Below are 18,260 nucleotides of genomic sequence, written 5' to 3'. Positions count from 1 at the left end.
CAGCGCGTTTTTCTTTGCCTGAAGCCTAATCGACGCCCTGGGGCGCGCGGCCTTCGACCAGATTGCGCAGGGCCTCGGCGGAATAGGGTTTGCGCAGGAAGGGCCACGGGCTGTCGGACAGCATCTGGTCCACGTCCTCGCCCATATAGCCGGAGGTCAGGGCGATGCGCATCTCGGGCCAGTCGCGGGCGGACCGGCGCGCCAGATCGACCCCGCTCATGCCGCCGGGCATGACCACGTCGGTCAGCATCAGGTCGAACCGGCTGGCGCGCAGGGCCTCCAGCGCCGCAGGTCCGTTTTCGGCGCGCTGAACCTCCAGACCGAAGCTTTCCAGCAGATCCACGGCAACCGCGGCGACCGCGACGTCATCCTCGACCAGCAGCAGGCGCCGTCCCTGAGCGAAGGGAACGTCCGGCTGGGGCGGGGGCAGGGGCGGGACGCTGGTCCGCCGGGTCACCAGCCGCGGCAGGCACAGGGTGATGGCGGCGCCCTGGCCCATGGTCGATGCGACCTGCACCCCGCCGCCCGATTGACGGGCGAAGCCATAGACCTGGCTGAGCCCCAGGCCCGTGCCCTTGCCCACGCCCTTGGTGGTGAAGAAGGGTTCGAACACCCGATCAATGACCTCGGGCGACATGCCTTCGCCATTGTCGGATACGGTGACGCAGACATAGTCGCCCGGCGCCAGCTCGGCGACCTCGCCCGCGTCGATGCGGCGGGCGGTGGTCTGGACGGTGACCTGGCCGCCTTCGCGGATCTGGCCGCCCGTGACGTCGCCCAGGGCGTCGCGCGCATTGACGACAAGGTTCAGCAGCGCCGCCTCGAACTGGGCCGGGTCCAGCCGGACGCGCGCGGCGCCGCGCTTGAGCCTGAGGTTGAAATCCACCGCTTCGCCGACCGCCCGCCGCAGCAGGGGCGCGCTTTGACGGATCAGGGTGTTGAGGTCGATCTCCTCGGGACGCAGGGCCTGGCGCCGCGAGAAGGCCAGCAGCTGGTGCGTCAGGCTTTCGCCGCGCCGGGCGGCGGCCAGGGCGGCTTCGGCCAGTTTCTTGCGCTTGGCGGGGTCTTCGCTGCGCAGGATGATGTCCAGGGCGCCGATCACGACGGTCAGCAGATTGTTGAAGTCATGGGCCACGCCGCCCGTCAGGCGCCCGACCGCCTCCATCCGCTGGGCGTGCGCCAGCTGGGCCTCGGCCAGGGCCTTTTCGTCGAGGGCGGCGCTGACACGCTCCTCCAGCAGTTCGTTGATCCGTTTCAGGTCGTCTTCGGCGCGTTTGGCGTCGGTGACGTCCAGGCTGGCCCCGACATAGCCCTGGAACCGGCCCTCTGCGTCGAAACGGGGCACGCCCTCGGTCCGCAGCCAGCGCAGGCCCAGCGTGGGGTGGTTGACCCGGGCCAGGGCCTCGAAAATGTCACGGGCCTCGAAGGCGCGCATATAGGCGGCGCTGAACACCGCCTCGTCGTCGGGATGGATCAGGGCGCGCCAGCTGCCGACCAGTTGACGCGACGAGCTGATGCCGAAGAAGTTGCGATAGCGTCTGTTGGCGAAATTCAGCTGGGCGGCGTCGTCGCTCATCCAGATCAGGGCCGGGGCGCTGTCGGCGACGATGCGGAAGCGGGTCTCGGATTCCTCGATCCGCGCCTGGGCCTCGCGCATGTCGGTGACGTCGAAGGCCACGCCGACATAGCCCAGCAGGGTCGCGCCGCTGCGGCGCGGACGCGACCAGGACTTCATCCAGCGCCATTCGCCGTCGTGGCGCAGATAGCGGGCCTCCAGCGAGAAGGGGCCGCCCGAGGCTTCGCCTTCAAACGAGGCCAGACGTATGCGTTCGCGGTCGTCGGGATGGACCGAGGCCAGCCAGTCGGCCTCGCGCGCGTCCTCGTACTGGCTGCCGTAGAAGTCGGAATAGGCCTGGTTGACGAAGGATCGGCTGCCGTCCTTGCGGCTGACCCAGATCAGAACGGGGGCGATGTCGGCGACGGCGCGGAAGCGGGCCTCGCTTTCGCGCGTCTTGGCCTCGGCGCGGGCGCGTTCGACTTCGGCCCAGGTGCGGGCGGCGACCTCTTCCAGCAGGGAGGCCTCGGCGTCGGTCCAGACCCTGGGCGTGGCGGAGTGAACGTAGAGATAGGCCCGCAGAAGACCGCCCCGGATCAGGGGCGCGCGGATCAGGGCGCGCGTCTGGATGTCGTCGAACACTTCACAGGCGGCCGCCGTGCGCGGGTCGGTGCGGACATCATCGACGCGGACGGTCTGGCCCGACGCCAGGTCGGCGATCAGCTCCGCGCCCAGGTCGATCAGCTTGAACTGGCCGCTGGCGCTGGCGACGCCCGCCGTCCAGTCGCGGCTCATGGCGATCACTCCGGCGTCCAGATCGACCTCGCCATAGCCGACGCGGTCCGCCTCCAGCAGCTCGCCCAGCGAGCTTTCGACCATGGCCATGATGGCGTCGGGATCGGTCAGGTCGCGCAGCCGGTCGACCAGGGCCAGAAGGAAGGTCTGGCGCCGTTCCTGACGGCCCAGGGCGTCCAGCGCCTCATGGGTCGCGGTGACGTCGAAGGAGATGCCGATATAGCCCAGGAAGGCGCCCGTGTCGTCGAACCGGGGCTTGGCCGAAATGCGCATCCAGCGCCATTCGCCGTCATGTCGGCGGAACCGCGCCTCGAACCCATAGGGCTGGCGCGCGGGCCGGGCGAAGCCCTGGGCGTCCGCGACCATGGGGGCGTCTTCGGGGTGGACGCTGCCTTTCCAGATGTGGCCGTGAATCTCGGGCGCGGGTCGGCCGTAGAACTCCACCAGCGCCTCATTGGCGAACTCGACCTCGCCCTTGGCGTTGGTCAGCCAGACGGGCGAGGGGGCGGTGTCCGCGGTCAGGCGGAAACGGACTTCGCTTTCCCGCAGGGCCTTTTCGGCGGCGCGGGCGTCGGTGACGTCCAGATTGACGCCGATCATGCCCAGATAGTCGCCGTTGCGGTTGATGCGCGGGCGGGCGTGAGACCGGACGATGCGATAGACGCCGTCGGCGCGGCGCTGGCGCGCTTCGACCTCGAAGGGGCGTCCCGCCGTCAGGGCGTGGGTCGTATCCGCTACGAAGGCGTCGTGATCTTCTGGGTGTATGATCTTGCGGAAGTCGAAGGCGTCAAAGTCGATCCTGCCTTCCTGCACGCCCCAGAACTGGCGTTGGTCGGCGTTCATGTGGATGCAGCGTCCCTGCGGATCGCTCATCCAGAGCATGGTGGGGGCGAACTCGCTGATGACCTTCAGCCGGTCTTCGGTTTCGTCCACGCGGGCGTCGGACTGGCGCAGGGCGGAGGCCGAAGCCTCCAGCCGCGTCAGGGTCTTGCGCAGCGAGGCGGCGACGAGGATGCAGAACAGGCCGATGAAGACGAAGGTGGCGGTGGCGGGCAGGGCGACAATGCGCACCAGACTGTGTTCGCCCGGAACGCCTATGACGATCACGCTCCAGGCGCCGATCAGGGCGGCGGCCAGGGCGACCAGTCCGCCCAGTCTGCCAGCGGCCAGGGCCGCCAGCATCACCGCCGGAAGCATGATGGCGAAGCCGGTGATGTCGCCGAAAAACGACTTCAGCAGAATGCGGACGCCCAGCGCCAGGACGGCGAAGCCCAGGCCGACCAGAACCTGCTTCAGCGGCGACGAGACGTCGATGCGCGCCAGACGCAGCAAGGCCTCATCGACATTTGGAATGCGCTGCAGAATACCCCCCGCCTTCATATTCTGTCAGACCCCAGCCGCCTTCGTCGCGCGCGGACGGCGTTCGAATGTTGTCCAACGCTGTGTCGGGTCTTGTGTTCCGGCGTCGGTCATCGCCCGACAGGCTTTAGTTAGCGTTGAAACCACACCCATAACAGCGGTTTGTTGATGGCCTGAAATCCGCCCATAATCAGGCGCAGGGTTTGGAAATGGCGACGTCCTCATCAGATAGGGCGTCGCTTTTTGGGTTTTGAATGCAACAGTCCGGACTGATCACGATGTGGGCGGCGCTGCGGCGCGGCGCGGCGGCCCTGCCGGCGGCCTGCGCTGTGCTGGGCGTCGCCATGTCGGCGGGATCGACCGCAAGGCCCGACGCCGACCGCGCGCAGGCGATGCAGGTGCAGACAGAGGGCTTGGACGGCAAGGTCGCATCTGCGGGGCCAGACGGCCTGGCCGCGCCTTTGACCGCCGAACAGCTGGCGCTGGCGCAAAGCCATGATCCGACCCTGCTGATCCCCGCCCTGCACGGACTGGCGCCGAACTGGGAGGCGGTGCTTCTGGCGGGCAAGGCGCAGGTGATGCCGGGCGAATACGGCGCCGAGGCCCAGAAGCTGAATGCGGCCATGGCGGTGGCGGCGGGCGCGCTGCGGCCCGCGCGCCCCTTTGTCTTCAAGGGCAGCGCCGAGGATCGCCGCCGCGCCCTGCGCTGCCTGACCCAGGCGGTCTACTACGAGGCCGCGCTGGAGCCCGATGCCGGTCAGGCGGGGGTGGCGCAGGTGGTGCTGAACCGCGTGCGCGATCCCAACTACGCCAATACGGTCTGCGGTGTGGTGTTCGAAGGGGCGGAGCGGACGACGGGCTGCCAGTTCAGCTTCACCTGCGACGGCGCGCTGGCGCAGGCGCCGGTCGCCTGGGCCTGGGACCGGGCGCGCAAGGTCGCCGAGAAGGCCCTGAACGGCGAGGTCGCCCAGCAGGTCGGCACGGCGACCCACTATCACGCCGACTATGTCCATCCGTGGTGGGCGCCGACGGTGGCCAAGGTGAACCAGATCGGGGCGCACATCTTCTATCGCTGGAAGGGCGTCTATGGCGAAACCGCCGCCTTCCGCACCGTCTATCAGGGCCGCGAGCCGAACATCGACGAGGCGCGCTTCGCCCGTCCCCGGATGATGACGGCCAGCACAGGCGCGGCGGATGCGCCCCTGACCCCGAACGGGCCGTTGAAAACGGTCGAGATCGACGGCCAACAGCGTGTTGTCGGCGTCGCCAGCATGGCGGGCCGCCGCCTGCCGACGCCGCAAGAGGTCGCCACCATCAATGCGCGGCTGCAGAGCTTTGAAACCGCCAAGCCTGCTGCGCCCGCCGTCACCGTCGCGCCCGTCGGGGTCACGCCGATGGCGGTTGAGGAGGTCGGACGTCCGTCCAGCTGACGCGGCGCAGATGTGGTAATGCAACGCCAGCCCCCTTCGGCGCATTCATCTGGGTCGGATGTCTCCGACCGCGAAAGGACGCCTGTTTGACCGACCCCGTTCCTGATGTTCCACAGTGGGATGAGTTTGAACGCCTGAACGCCTTGGGCTCCTACGACATACTGGACACGGAGCGAGAGCAGGCGTTCGACGATGTCGTCCAACTGATCGCCCGCATCTGCGAAACCCCGATCGCGGTGGTCAATCTGATCGACGCGGACCGCCAGTGGTTCAAGGCCGAGGTCGGACTGGGCGTGCGCGAGACGCCGCTGGCCACATCCTTCTGCGCCCACGCCCTGCTGCTGGAAGACGGAATGCAGGTGCCGGACGCCACGGTGGACCCGAGGTTCGAATGCAATCCGCTGGTGACGGGCGACACCCATCTGCGGTTCTACGCCGGACAGTTGCTGAAGACCCAGGACGGTCTGCCGCTGGGCACCCTGTGCGTGCTGGACACCCAGCCTCGGCCTGAGGGGCTGACCGAGGTTCAGGCCATGGCGCTGAGAACCCTGGCCGGGCAGGTGATGAGCCAGCTGGAGCTGCGCCGCACCCTGATCCAGCGGGCCAAGAGCGAGGAGACGACGCGTCGCGCCCTGGCGGCGTCGAACTATGTCGGGGCCTGGGACTGGGACGTGCCCGGCGACCGCATCGTCGCCGACGAACGTTTCGCCAACATCTATGGCGTGGACCCGAAAGTCGCCGCGCAAGGCGCGCCGTTAAGCGCTTTTCTGCGCAATGTGCATCCCGACGACGCCGTTCGGGTGGAGGCGGAGATCGACGCCCTGATGATCACGGGCGGGGCCTTCCTCAGCGAATACCGCATCCTGCACGAGGAGAACGGCGAGCGCTGGATTCAGGCGCGCGGCCATATCTATCTGAACGACGAGGGGGCGCCGGTGCGGTTTCCCGGCATCGCCACCGACATCACGGCGCGCCGTCGCCAGGACGCGCATCTGGCTGAGGCGGTGCTGCAGCTGGCCGACAGCGAGGCGCGGTTCCGCTCTCTGGCCGACGCCATGCCCCAGATGGTCTGGTCTTCGCCCCCGGACGGCCATCCCGACTATTACAACGCCCGCTGGTACGCCTTCACCGGCACGACGCCCGGCTCCAGCGAAGGCCAGGGCTGGGACAATCTGGTGCATGAGGACGACCGCGCGCGCGGTCAGACCCTGTGGCGGCAGTCGTTGGAGAGCGGCGAACCCTATGAGGTCGAATACCGGCTGAAACACCATGCCGGGGGCTATCGCTGGGCGCTGGCGCGGGCGGAAGCGGCCCGCAACGAGGCGGGCGAGATCACGCGCTGGTTCGGCAGCTGCACCGACATCGACGACCTGAAGCGGCTGGAGCACGAGCGGGAGCTGGTCAGTCAGGAGCTGAGCCACCGCATCAAGAACATCTTCGCCGTGGTGTCGGCCCTGGTGGCCCTGTCGGCGCGCCAGCACCCCGAGGCGCGGGACTTCGCCACATCCCTGCGCACGCGGATAAACGCCCTGGCGCGGGCGCATGAGTTTGTCCGGCCGCACACCGAGACGTCGCAGCCCGCGGTCGGCGTGACCACCCTGCACGCCTTCTTCCACGACCTGTTCAGCGCCTATGCCGATGAGAAGGGGCAGGGACGGGTGCTGATCAGCGGCGACGACACGGTCTTTGACGACCAGTCGGCGACCTCGGTGGCGCTGCTGTTCCACGAACTGGCGACCAATGCGGCCAAGCACGGCGCCCTGTCCGCCTCACGCGGGCGCGTCAACCTGAACACCCGGCATGAAGGCGACCGTTTCATCCTGAGCTGGCGGGAGACAGGCGGGCCGCCGATCAACGGCGCCCCCACGCGCAACGGCTTCGGCTCTTCCCTGGCCACCCTGTCTGTCGAGACCCAGCTGGGCGGGCGGCTGGAGCGCGAATGGCGGCCTGAAGGCCTGCAAATGGTCGTGGATCTGCCCGCCGCCGCGCTGTCACGGCGCCGCGCGGCGGGAAAGAGTCTCTGATTAGGACAAATTTGAAACTGTGCGGCCCATCATGCGTTCGAGACGCTAACTAGGATTGGTACTGAAAGTTTATGCCCGCCCGCATCCTCATTATTGAAGATGAAGCCCTGGTCGCCATGGAGCTTCGCTTCGTGCTGGAAGACCTTGGGCACGACGTGGTGGGCGTCGCCGCGACGGCCAAGTCAGCCCGCGACATCGTCCATGAGTCCGAGATCGACCTGGCCCTGGTGGACATTCACCTGTCGGACGGGCCGACCGGCATCGACCTGGGCCGTGAGCTGGAGCAGGACCTGGGTGTTTCGGTGCTGTTCATGACCGGCAATCCCGGCATGGTCCGCGACGGCGTCGCCGGGGCCATCGGCGTCCTGTCCAAGCCCGCCGACGAACAGGCCGTCCAGACCGCCGTCGACTACGCCATGCGCCGCCGCCAAGGCCAGCCGGTGCAATACGCACCCCCGGGACTGCAGCTTTTCGGCTGATCCAGCCCCGCCTCCACAGTCAGGCAAGCGGCTCCGCACCACTGTGATGACGCTTGGTCACGCGCGCACGCTGCCTGGAAAATTGACGATAACGACAGTATTTCTAAAAAGCTTCACCGTTGACCGCGGCCCTGTGGTCGCGATGATGGGGATGATCTGACGGGGGCGTCAGTTCGACGACTGACTAAAAGGGGATCACGAATGCGCATCATCCGATGTCGAGACATCGAGGCTCTGACGCGGCTTTAGGCCGGGTTTTCGGCACATCCGCTGTCACCAGCGGCCACGTAACACACGACAGCAGACGGAAGGCGACGGCACGAACCGATCGCCCGGGCTTGTCATGTTTTCTGTTCAAGGGGATTTTTCATGAGACAATTCACCGGCCATCGCGCCCTTCTGTTCGCCGCCGCATCGACAGCGGTTCTGACGATCGCGACTGGCGCCGCCGCGCAAAGCGCAGGCGCGCCCAGCGCCGCTGATATTGACGAAGTCGTCGTCACCGGGACGCGCGTTCCGGGCCGCACCCGTCTGGACACCCTGGTGCCCGTCGACGTCGTCACCAGCGAAGCGCTGCAGCAGCGCGGCACGACCGAACTGGCGTCGCAGCTGGCCGTCGCTGTGCCCTCCATCGCCTTCCCGCGCCCGTCGCTGACCGACGGCACGGACTCGGTGCGCCCGGCGACCCTGCGCGGACAGGGACCGGACCAGACCCTGGTGCTGGTCAACGGCATCCGCCGCCACGTCTCGGCCCAGGTGAACACCAACGGCACGGTCGGGCGCGGCTCGGCCCCGGTCGATCTGAACGCCATCCCCAGTTCGGCCCTGGACCGGGTTGAAGTGCTGCGCGACGGCGCATCGGCCCAATACGGCTCGGACGCCATTGCGGGCGTGATCAACCTGCGTCTGCGCGAAGCCTCCAGCGGCGGCGGGGCCTCGGCGACCTATGGTTCGTATCTCTCCAGCGTGAACCTGCCCAATGCGGGCAAGAAGGACTTCACCGACGGCAAGCAGCTGACGGTTTCGGCCTGGCAGGGCTTCGCCCTGGGCGCCGACGGCTTCCTGACGGTGTCGGCGGAATACCGCGACCGCGACTACAGCAACCGCGCGGACCTGAACCCGACCGCCGTGCCGCAGCGGATCACAGGCCGGTTCGGCGACCCGGAAAGCACCGACTGGTCGATCTACGCCAACGCCGGAAAGCCGCTGAACGCCAGTTGGTCGGCCTATGGCTGGGCGGGCTATCAGGAGCGTTCGGCCCTGTCGGCGGCCAGCTATCGCAATCCGCTGACCCAGCCGACGCAGAGCGTGCCGGAAATCTTCCCTGACGGCTATCTGCCGCTGATCGGCGTGGACACCCAGGACCTGACGGCCAACGGCGGCGTGCGCGGACAGGCGGGCGGCTTCGATATCGACGTCAGCCTGGGCTATGGCCGCAATGCGCTGGACTACAGCGTCCATGACACCATCAACGCCTCATACGGCGCCCAGTCCAAGACCGACTTCTACGCCGGTTCGGTGACCTATGATCAGCTGGTGTTCGGCATCGACGCAAACCGCGCCTATGAGGTGGGTCTGGCCGGTCCGTTGAACGTGGCCTTTGGTCTGGAGGCCCGCCGCGAAACCTATGAGATCGGCGCGGGCGAGCCCCAGTCGTATGATCGCGGCCCGGTCGCGGGCAAGGGCTCGGCGTCGCAGGGCTATGGCGGTTTCGCGCCCTCCAACGTCCTGTCCAAGAACCGCAGCAATGTCGGCGTCTATGTCGATGTCGAAGGCGAACTGGTCGAGAACTTCACCGCCTCGGCGGCCCTGCGGTACGAAAACTACTCGGACTTCGGCGACACCCTGACGGGCAAGGTCGCGGCGCGCTACGACTTCAATCCGCACCTGGCCGTGCGCGGCGCGGTGTCGACGGGCTTCCGTGCGCCCAGCCTGCAGCAGCAGTATTTCACCCAGACCTCGATCACCCTGGTGCCGCCTGCGACGCCGGGCGGTCCGACCACCTTCACCGAATCCGGCACCTTCCCCTCCAACAGCGTCATCGGGCGCGCGCTGGGCGGCACGGACCTGGAGCCGGAAACCTCGGTCAACTATTCGCTGGGCACGGTGTGGCGTTACGGCGGGTTTGAGCTGACCATCGACGCCTATCAGATCAATGTCGAAGACCGGATCATCCTGTCGGGTCTGCTCAGCGGCAACCGCACGGCGGCGGCGGGAACCAACGCCAAGATCATCGCTGATCTGCTGGACTCGGTGCCGGGCGGCGCCACCTCGGCCCGCTTCTTCATCAACGGCGTCGACAGCAAGACCAAGGGCATCGACATCGTCGGCCGCTATCGCTGGAACAGCGCCGATGTCGGCCGGTTCGACTTCACGGTCGCGGGCAACATCAATGACTTCAAGGTCACCCGCTACCCGACGACGCGCACCTTCTCCTCGACCACGGTCCTGCCGCAGGAGGTCGATCTGTTCGACCGCCGCGAGCGCGTCCGCTTCGAGCGGGGCGTGCCGCAGTGGAAGGTCAACTTCCAGACGGACTGGAGCTATGAGGCGTTCGGCGTGACGGCCCGCACCACCTTCTATGGCGACACCCTGAACGCAGGCACGCCTGCGGATGGCAGCGGCGACGTGCGCACGGGCGTGCGCGGCGTGGTCGATCTGGAGGGACGCTACACCCTGTCGAACGGCGTGGTGCTGGCCCTGGGCGCGGACAATCTGCTGGACACCTATCCCAAGCAGACCCCGGCCGCCTTCCTGGGGTCGACGGGCGGTTCGCCCTATTCGTCCTTCTCGCCTTTCGGCTTCAACGGGCGGTTCGTCTATGGCCGCGTCAGCGTGAAGTGGTGATTGCGGGCGCGGGGGGCGGGTTTCGGTCCGCCCCCTGCGCGCCTCAGCCCAGCCATTTGGACAGGACGGCCAGTAGCAGCGGCATCTGAAGCGGCTTGGCCAGATGGTCGTCCATCCCGGCGGCCCGGCAGTGGGCGATCTGCTCGGGCTGGACATTGGCGGTCAGGGCGATGACGGGGATGCGGCGGTCGCCGGGGGCTTCCAGGCGGCGGATCTCGCGCGTGGCGGTCAGGCCGTCCATCACCGGCATCTGCACGTCCATCAGCACCAGATCATAGGCGCCGAACCGCAGGGCGTTCAGGGCCTCTGCGCCATTGTCGACCGTGGTCGCCTGGACGCCCAGCTTGGTCAGGATTGTCGAGAACAGCTCGCGGTTGGCCTGGGTGTCGTCCACCACCAGAATGCGCGGCTGACCCTTCAGGCCGCCGATCTCATCCCTAAGGGGCGCGGCGGCCCCGACGCTGAGCGGCAGGCCGACCTCGAACGAGAAGGTCGACCCCTCGCCCAGCTGGCTGACCGCCGACAGACGGCCGCCCATCGCCTCGACCAGACATCTGGAGATCGCCAGCCCCAGGCCGGTGCCGCCGTACAGGCGCGTGGTCGAGGGGTCCGCCTGGGCGAAACGCTCGAACACATTGGCCAGGGTGTCCGGCGTCATGCCGATGCCGGTGTCGGTCACCGTGATCTTCAGGCGCCAGTCGTCATGATCGCCCGGGTGTCCCCCCACGTGCAGGCAGACCGCGCCCTGGGCCGTGAACTTTGCGGCGTTGCCCAGCAGGTTCAGCAGCACCTGACGCAGCCGCCCTTCGTCGCCCAGCAGAGAGGCGGGCAGGGCGGGGTCGACGGCGACCTGCAGCGCCAGTCCCTTGGCGGCGCACTGGGTCTCGATGATCTCCCTGACGTCGTCGGTCAACTGGACCGGATTGAAAGGGCGGGGGTCCAGGTCGATGGCCCCCTTCTCCAGCTTGGAATAGTCCAGCACGTCGTTGATGACGGCCAGCAGCGCCTTCGACGCCGTGGCGATGCGGTGGACATAGCCGCGCTCCGTCTCGGGCAGGGCCTTGCTGGAGGTCAGCAGGTTGGAGAAGCCCAGAACGCTGGTCAGGGGCGTGCGCAGTTCGTGGCTCATGTTGGCCAGGAACTCGCTCTTGGCGGCGGCGGCGCTTTCGGCCCGCTCCTTGGCCTCGCGCAGTTCGGCCTCCATCGCCTTGCGGTCGCTGATGTCGCGGATGACGACGATGGCGTCTTCACGCCCGTGTTGCGCGTTGACGGTGGCCCTGAAGGTGCACTCGACCCAGATGACGGTGCCGTCGCGGTGGACGGCGCGGTGCTCCAGACGATTCTGCTCGCCCGTTCTCAGCGCGTCCTGGATCGCCTTGCTGACCTTTCTGCGGTCGGGCGGATAGACGTAGTCGAGCGGATCGCCCGACATCTCCTCCAGCGTCCAGCCCAACAGATTATAGATGGCGGGCGAGATGTATTTGCTTGTGCCGTCGGGCCGGACGCGGGTGATGACGTCGGCGACGTTGTCGGCCAGCAGCTTGTAGCGCGCCTCATCCTTGCGGGCCTGGATCACCTGCTGCTCCAGGTCGGTGATGTCGGTCACCGCGCCGAAGATGGCCTTCAGGGCGCCGTCTGGGGCCAGTTCCGGGCGCGCCTGGACCATGACGTGCCTTTGCACGCCGTCGTGCCGGTTCAGGCGCAGGCGGTAATGCTGTTCTTGCCCGGTGGCGACCACCTGCTGGATCGCCGCAGCCATCCGGGCGCGGTCCTCCTCTGGAAACATGGTGCGGAAGGTTTCAAGACTGGGCTCGCCGTCCGCCGGGTCCAGCCCGTGCAGCCGAAAGGTCGTGTCGGTCCATTTGATTGCGCGGGTGGCCCAGTCGATGCGCCAGTGGCCCACCCCCGCCATGTCCAGGACCGCCAGCCGCTCGTCGCACAGGCAGTCCCGCGCGCCCTCCTCACGCTGTTCGTCCCCGTCAGGCGATGCCTTAATGGGGTCCATACTGCTGTGAATGGGGGACATCGCGATACTCCGGCGATTGCCGGGCTATCAATCTCCGGCAAATTCTTTGTTACCGAAACGGGCTGGCGCCGATCAGCGCACGAATATTTTGCTCTTTGGGCGGGTCATGAGGCTCAGTTCGCGGGTGGTTCGCCGGGCGCCTCGCCCAGGGCGCGCACATTCAGGGGCTCGGGTCTGCGGCTGGCCTGCAAAGGCAGGTCGGGCACAAGCAGGGTCGCGGCGAAGCCCAGCAGACAGACGATGAACCCGGCGAAGATGACGCCTAGGATGGCGCTGCTGACGGCCTCGCGCACTTCTGGATCGACGGCGACGGGGGCGCCGTTCCGGGTCGACTGATGGGCCTCGACCGTCATCCGCTCCAGTTCGGCCAGCGACAGGGTGCGGACCTGGGCGGTCGGTTCGGCGTTCGGGGCGGTCTTCATCGGGGCGGCCAGATTGTGGGTCAGCACCGCACCAAACACGGCGACGCCAACGGTCGATCCGACCTGACGGAAGAACTGGCCTGCACTGGTCACCACGCCCAGCTTGTCGCGCGGCACGGCGTTCTGGGTCGCCAGATTGAACACGCTTTGCGCCGGGCCTAGCCCCAGACCCAGCAGGGTCACGCGCCACATGATGTCGAACAGGCCTGCGTCCGACGGCGTCTGCGACAGCAGGAAGGCGGCGAACGCCGTCAGGGCCGCGCCCCCGACCATGACCATCTTGTAGCGGCCGATCCTGTTGACCAGGAAGCCGCTGGCCGTCGCCGTCAGGATCAGGCCCAGCGTCAGCGGCGTCATGGCCAGTCCGCTGGTGGTCGCCGCCAGACCCAGACCCGTCTGCAGATAAAGCGGCAGGAAGGACACCATGCCCATGAAGGCCATGAACATCAAAAAGGCCGCCAGATTGGCCGTGGCGAAGGTGCGGTTCTTGAACAGGTCCAGCGAGATGATGGGGTTGCCGACCCGCGCCTCCACGATCAGGAAGACGACCAGCGACGCCGCAGCCAGGGCGAACAGGCCCAGGATGTGCGGCGCATTCCAGCCCGCCATGCCGCCCCAGCTCAGGGCCAGCAGCAGGGGCACGAAGGTGGTGATCAGAAGCGCGGCCCCGGCGAAGTCGATCTTGCCGCCCACACGATGTGTCAGGCGCGGCATCTTCACCAGAATCATGAACAGGGCCAGCCCCGCCAGCGGCAGGTTGATGTAGAAGACCCAGCGCCAGCCCGCGACCTCATAGCCCAGCAGGTGGGCGGTCGGCAGGTCGGTGAAGAAGCCGCCGATCAGGGGGCCGATCACGCTGGCCAGACCGAAGGTGGAGCCGAACAGGCCGCCCAGCTTGGCCCGCTCACGCGGCGGGAACAGATCGGCGATGACGGCGAAGGCCGAGGTGATCAGGGCGGCGCCGCCCAGACCCTGAATGGCGCGGAAGACGATCAGCTGGACCATGCCGCCGCCCAGCAGAGGCAGGTCGCCGAACTCGCCCGACAGACCGCACAGCACCGAGCCGATGATGAAGATGGCGATGCCGACCACCAGGATCGGCTTGCGGCCATAGATGTCCGACAGCTTGCCATAGATCGGCACCATGACCGTCGAGGCCAGCAGATAGGCGGTGGTCACCCAGGGATAGAGCTCAAGCCCTGAAAGCTGGGCCACGATCCGCGGCATGGCGGTCGAGACGATGGTCTGGTCCAGGGCGGACAGCAGGAAGACGATCATCAGCGCGATCAGGGTCACGCGCTTTTCCAGGGGCGAGAAGGTCTGCGGTTCTGCGTGCGTCATGACGCCGCACATGACGCAGGTTTTTGGTCTTGTCCATGAAATGCCATCTTCTGGAACCGGCCCGGCATCGAATCGTTCGTTTCCCATCAAGGAGAGACGACATGCTGAAATGGGCTTTGATTTTTGCGGTGATCGCCATCGTCGCCGGTCTGCTGGGCTTTGGCGGCATTGCAGGGGCGGCGGCGGGCATCGCCAAGTTCCTGGCGGTGCTGGCGTTGATCGTCTTCGCCGTGTTCCTGATCCTGGGCTTCACGGTGGCCAAGAAGGTCACCTGATCGGGACCGGGTTCTGATCGTCTGACGGCGGCTCGCAAGGGCCGCCGTCTTGCGTTTGGCGCCTAGCCTAATCGACGTTCGTGTGGCTGATCTCTCAGATCGTCATTCCGGGGCCGAGCGAAGCGATGAACCCGGAACCCAGGGCTACGGTCGCGCCCCTTAAACGCATCCCTCCGCCGGATGAGAGTCTCCTGGGTTCCGGGTTCGCCCTGCGGACGCCCCGGAATGACGCTTGTGGGACGAATCTCGACTGGCTCTAGTTCGTCGTCCAGGTCATGGTCACGCCGATGGTGCGCGGACGCAACGGCGTGGTGGTTAGGGCCTCGGGCAGGCGGAAGGGATCGCCGAACGCAAAGGTGTTGGCTGAGGTGTTGAAGGGGTTGGTGACATAGGCGCTGGCCCGCCAGTGCCCCGTCTCGACGCCGATTGAGGCGCGGGCCGTGACATAGTCCCCCATCTTGTGGCGTTTCTCGGCGTCGAAGGTCAGGCGCGACGGCCCGACATAGGCGACGGACCCATCGGCGATCAGGTCCATCCGGTCGCTCATCGGACGGCGCCAGCTGACGTTGATGTTGGTCGACACCGCAGGCACGCCCGGCAGGCCCGAGTTGCCCTTTGAGTTGAACAGATCGTACGACCTGGTGACCCGCGGATGGGCCAGCAGGGCGTTGGTTCGGATCTCCAGGCTTTCGATAGGGCGCCAGTTCGCCTCGATCTCCAGCCCGGTGTTGGCCCCGTCGCCCACATTGACCGTGTAGGACAGGCCGCTGGGCAGGAACTGGTCGCTCTGCAGGTTGCGCCAGTCGGCGTAGAACAGGGCCGCGCGCATCTGGATGCGTCCATCCTGCATCACGCCCTTGGCACCGAACTCATAGTTCCACAGCGAGTCCCCGCCATAGGCGCGCAGAGGTCTGACCACGGCGCTGGCGAACTGTTCCGTGATGGGGCCGGCGGTGTTGAAGCCCCCGGCGCGGTGGCCCTGGCTGATCTGGCCGTAGAAGGACCAGTTGTCGTCAGGCCGCCAGCTCAACGCCAGTTTGGGCGAGAAGCCGGACGTGCGCCCCTTACCGTCGAACGGGCGCTCATCCTTGCCCTGACGGACCATGGAGGCGGTCTCGTAGTCGACGACATAGTAGCGCCCGCCGAAGATCAGGCTGAGGTCGTCGGTCAGGTCATAGGTCGCCTGGGCGAAGCCGGCGAACTCGCTCTGCCAGTCCTGGCGGTGTTCGTCATAGACGGCGTACTGGGTCGGCCACAGGGCGGTCAGGTCGACGTTGTTCTCGATCACCGTGTCGGACCAGAACAGGCCGGTCAGCCAGCGCAGACGCTGGCCGCGCGGCGAACTATAGGCGATGTCCAGCACGTTCAGGTCGATGTCGCGGTGGTCGTCCAGGGCGCCGATGCGTCCGTTGGAGCCGAAGAATTTCAGACCGCTGGAGGCGTCATAGCGGCTGACGAAGGAATGGCTGACCCGCGCCGCCGTGGCCTCCAGACGACCCCAGTCGCCATTGCCCACCAGGCGGGCGTAACCCATGCTGAAGATGTTCTCGTGCGGCTCGCGCACCAGGTTCTCGCGCCGGGCGCCGTTGACGGTGCGGTAGATGTAGTGGGTGTCTTCGGTCTTGATCTGCTGGCCCACCCCGCCGCCCGACAGGTTCCATTCGGGCGTGAGGTCGAAGCTGTAGGACAGGCGCCCGCCCGAGCGTCGGCCGTTGTTCACCCGGCGCAGGTTCAGGGCTTCGTCGTCGATATAGCCGCCCGTCTCCTCCTCATAGGCGACCAGCCGCACCGCGCCCCGGCCGTCAAGGAGCGGCAGGTTGCCCACGATCGCCGTCTCGCCGCTGGGATCGCCGCCCCGCGTGTCGGCATAGCCCGCCGACAGGCTGAGCAGGCGTTTTTCCGTGTCCGGCGCCTGGGGCACGATGCGCAGCACCCCGCCGATGGGGCCGGTGCCGTACAGCACGCCCTGCGGGCCGCGCACCACCTCGACCCGGTTGATGTCGATCAGCTTCAGGTCCGGGTCCGGGGCGCTGTAGGTCAGGGGGACGCGGTTCAGATAAAGACCGACAGTGGACTGGGTCTGGCCGGTGAAGGCGCCGTCCGACATGCCGCGCAGCAGGATCTTGTTCCGGCCCGATCCCAGATTGGTCACCGTCATGCCCGCGACCAGGGCGCTGAGATCCGAGGCGCCGACCGCGCCGCTTTCGATGATCTGCTGGCCGGTGAAGGCGGTCAGGGCGGTGGGGGCGGTCTGGGGCGATTCCGAACTGCGGGTGGCGGTGACGATGACGTCGCTCAGCGTCGGGCTGAGGGCCGTAACCGGTGCAGGCGGGCGGGGGGCGGGCGCGGGCGGCGCTGGCGGCGGGGCGGCCGGGCGCGCCGCGCGGCGGATGATGACCGCGCCGTCGGGGCGGATCTGATAGACGCAGTTGCTGTCGGCCAGCACGCGCGTCAGGGCCGTATCCAGCCGCATGGACCCGGTCAGACGGGGCGAGGCGCCGGTGCAGGACGCCACATCGCCGCCCAGCGACACCCGGGCCTGAACCGCCAGGTCCAGCAGGGCGCCGCGCACGGTCTGGGCGGGGATGTTGGCGCTGAAGGTTCGGGGCGACGAGGCAAGCGCAGGCGACGCCGCAAGCAGCAGCGTCACCAGGCCGCCGAGGGCCGGCTCCATCAAGCCACGCATGTGCGACGAAGGCTAGGCGATCAGCCTAGCCGGGGACGCGTGCGGACAGGCGCACTTCGCTCGGGGTGCGCTCTACGGTGACGGGAGAAAAGTCGCGAAGTTGAGCCAACATGGTCGTTTCATCTGCAATGCGCAGGGCGCCCGTGAAACGAAGGCCTCGCGCGGAGGCGGCCACTGTAAACGGCTTGTCGAAATAGCGCGACAGGTCACGACTGATATCGGTGATGGAGGCGTCGCGGTAAACCAGAACGCCGCTGCTCCAGCTGGAGACGCTGTCGGCGTCGACGGCGCCCAATTCTACGGCGTCGCCGCCGACCTGATGCAGTCGCTGGCCCGCCGTCAGGCGCACGGGCGCGCTGGCCGACTTCGGCTGGACGGAGACGACGCCCCGCTCCACGCCGATGACGAAATCATCATTGTGGCTGACGATGTTGAAGGCGGTGCCGATCACGCGGACCTCGCGCCCGTCCGCCTCGACCGTGAAGGGGCGGCCGGCGTCATGCGCCACGTCGAAGGCGGCCTCGCCGTCCTTCAGCGCGACCTGGCGGCGGCCGTCGTTGAAACGGACCTGCAGGCTGGAATGGCGGTTCAGTTTGACGGTCGAGCCGTCTTCAAGCGTGATGGTCTGGGGCGCGTCCTGGGTCTGATAGGTGAGGGGCCGATCCATGAACTGGGGCCACAGGCCCGCCGTCAGGGCAGCCGCCGCGGCCACGCCGACGACCGGATAAAGCCAGACGCGACGGCGTGACACGCGCGCGTCATCGTTGGCCGCGCGGCGCAGCGGCGTCACCGTCGTCATGGGGACGACGGCGGGCGCGACGGGTTCGGCGGCCAGGGCGTCGTCCAGATCGACCCAGACCTGCTCCAGGGCGTCATAGGCCGTGCGGTGCGCGGGCGAGACGGCGATCCAGTCGCCGAAGGCGCGCCAGTCGGCCTCCGACGCCTCGACGTCGCTCAGGCGCACGAACCAGGTCAGCGCCTGCTCCTCGACTTGCCTGTGCTGCGTCATGCGCCCGCCCAT

10 protein-coding genes are annotated in these 18,260 nt (G+C 67.5%); 5 read left to right on the top strand and 5 right to left on the bottom strand.

The features are described 5' to 3' along the window. Nucleotides 1-25: 25 nt before the first annotated feature. Nucleotides 26-3,730: a PAS domain S-box protein gene (locus KWG56_RS11155; protein WP_219354812.1), complete on the bottom strand. Its 3,705-nt coding sequence runs from the start codon at nucleotides 3,728-3,730 to the stop codon at nucleotides 26-28. A 233-nt stretch (nucleotides 3,731-3,963) separates the two neighbouring features. Here KWG56_RS11155 and KWG56_RS11150 point away from each other — a divergent pair, with 233 nt between their 5' ends. The 4 genes from KWG56_RS11150 to KWG56_RS11135 all read left to right on the top strand — a co-directional run bounded on the left by KWG56_RS11150 (nucleotide 3,964) and on the right by KWG56_RS11135 (nucleotide 10,489). Beyond that, entirely contained in the window at nucleotides 3,964-5,139 is a 1,176-nt protein-coding gene (locus KWG56_RS11150) for a cell wall hydrolase (RefSeq protein ID WP_219354811.1), read from the top strand. Nucleotides 5,140-5,225: 86 nt separating this feature from the next. Next, nucleotides 5,226-7,163 carry a PAS domain-containing protein gene (locus KWG56_RS11145; RefSeq protein ID WP_244999481.1) on the top strand — a complete coding sequence of 646 codons (1,938 nt, stop codon included), beginning with the start codon at nucleotides 5,226-5,228 and terminating at the stop codon, nucleotides 7,161-7,163. A gap of 71 nt (nucleotides 7,164-7,234) precedes the next feature. Continuing rightward, nucleotides 7,235-7,642 (top strand): response regulator, encoded by a 408-nt coding sequence (locus KWG56_RS11140; RefSeq protein ID WP_219354810.1) that lies wholly within the window; start codon nucleotides 7,235-7,237, stop codon nucleotides 7,640-7,642. 369 nt (nucleotides 7,643-8,011) lie between these two features. Further along, a complete protein-coding gene (locus KWG56_RS11135; protein WP_219354809.1) occupies nucleotides 8,012-10,489 on the top strand; it encodes a TonB-dependent receptor plug domain-containing protein in 2,478 nt (825 codons plus the stop codon). A 43-nt stretch (nucleotides 10,490-10,532) separates the two neighbouring features. Here KWG56_RS11135 and KWG56_RS11130 read toward each other — a convergent pair whose 3' ends face one another. Both KWG56_RS11130 and KWG56_RS11125 read right to left on the bottom strand, forming a co-directional pair. Then, nucleotides 10,533-12,515 (bottom strand): hybrid sensor histidine kinase/response regulator, encoded by a 1,983-nt coding sequence (locus KWG56_RS11130; RefSeq protein WP_219373663.1) that lies wholly within the window; start codon nucleotides 12,513-12,515, stop codon nucleotides 10,533-10,535. A 113-nt stretch (nucleotides 12,516-12,628) separates the two neighbouring features. Continuing rightward, a complete protein-coding gene (locus KWG56_RS11125) occupies nucleotides 12,629-14,278 on the bottom strand; it encodes an MDR family MFS transporter (RefSeq protein WP_219354807.1) in 1,650 nt (549 codons plus the stop codon). A gap of 101 nt (nucleotides 14,279-14,379) precedes the next feature. On the opposite strand from KWG56_RS11125, the gene KWG56_RS11120 reads away from it, so the two are divergent. Next, on the top strand, nucleotides 14,380-14,553 hold the full coding sequence (locus tag KWG56_RS11120) for a DUF1328 family protein (protein WP_201096421.1): 174 nt from the start codon (nucleotides 14,380-14,382) through the stop codon (nucleotides 14,551-14,553). A 256-nt stretch (nucleotides 14,554-14,809) separates the two neighbouring features. On the opposite strand, the gene KWG56_RS11115 is transcribed toward KWG56_RS11120, so the two are convergent. Beyond that, nucleotides 14,810-17,227, bottom strand: coding sequence for a TonB-dependent receptor (locus tag KWG56_RS11115; RefSeq protein ID WP_219354806.1), 2,418 nt, complete (start codon nucleotides 17,225-17,227; stop codon nucleotides 14,810-14,812). 37 nt (nucleotides 17,228-17,264) lie between these two features. After that, a complete protein-coding gene (locus tag KWG56_RS11110; protein ID WP_219354805.1) occupies nucleotides 17,265-18,248 on the bottom strand; it encodes a FecR family protein in 984 nt (327 codons plus the stop codon). Nucleotides 18,249-18,260 lie beyond the last annotated feature (12 nt).

Source organism: Brevundimonas nasdae, from assembly GCF_019395145.1.
Taxonomy (GTDB): Bacteria; Pseudomonadota; Alphaproteobacteria; order Caulobacterales; family Caulobacteraceae; genus Brevundimonas; species Brevundimonas nasdae.
The sequence above is the reverse complement of the archived record's forward strand: the minus strand, read 5'-3'. Positions and strand labels throughout refer to the sequence as shown.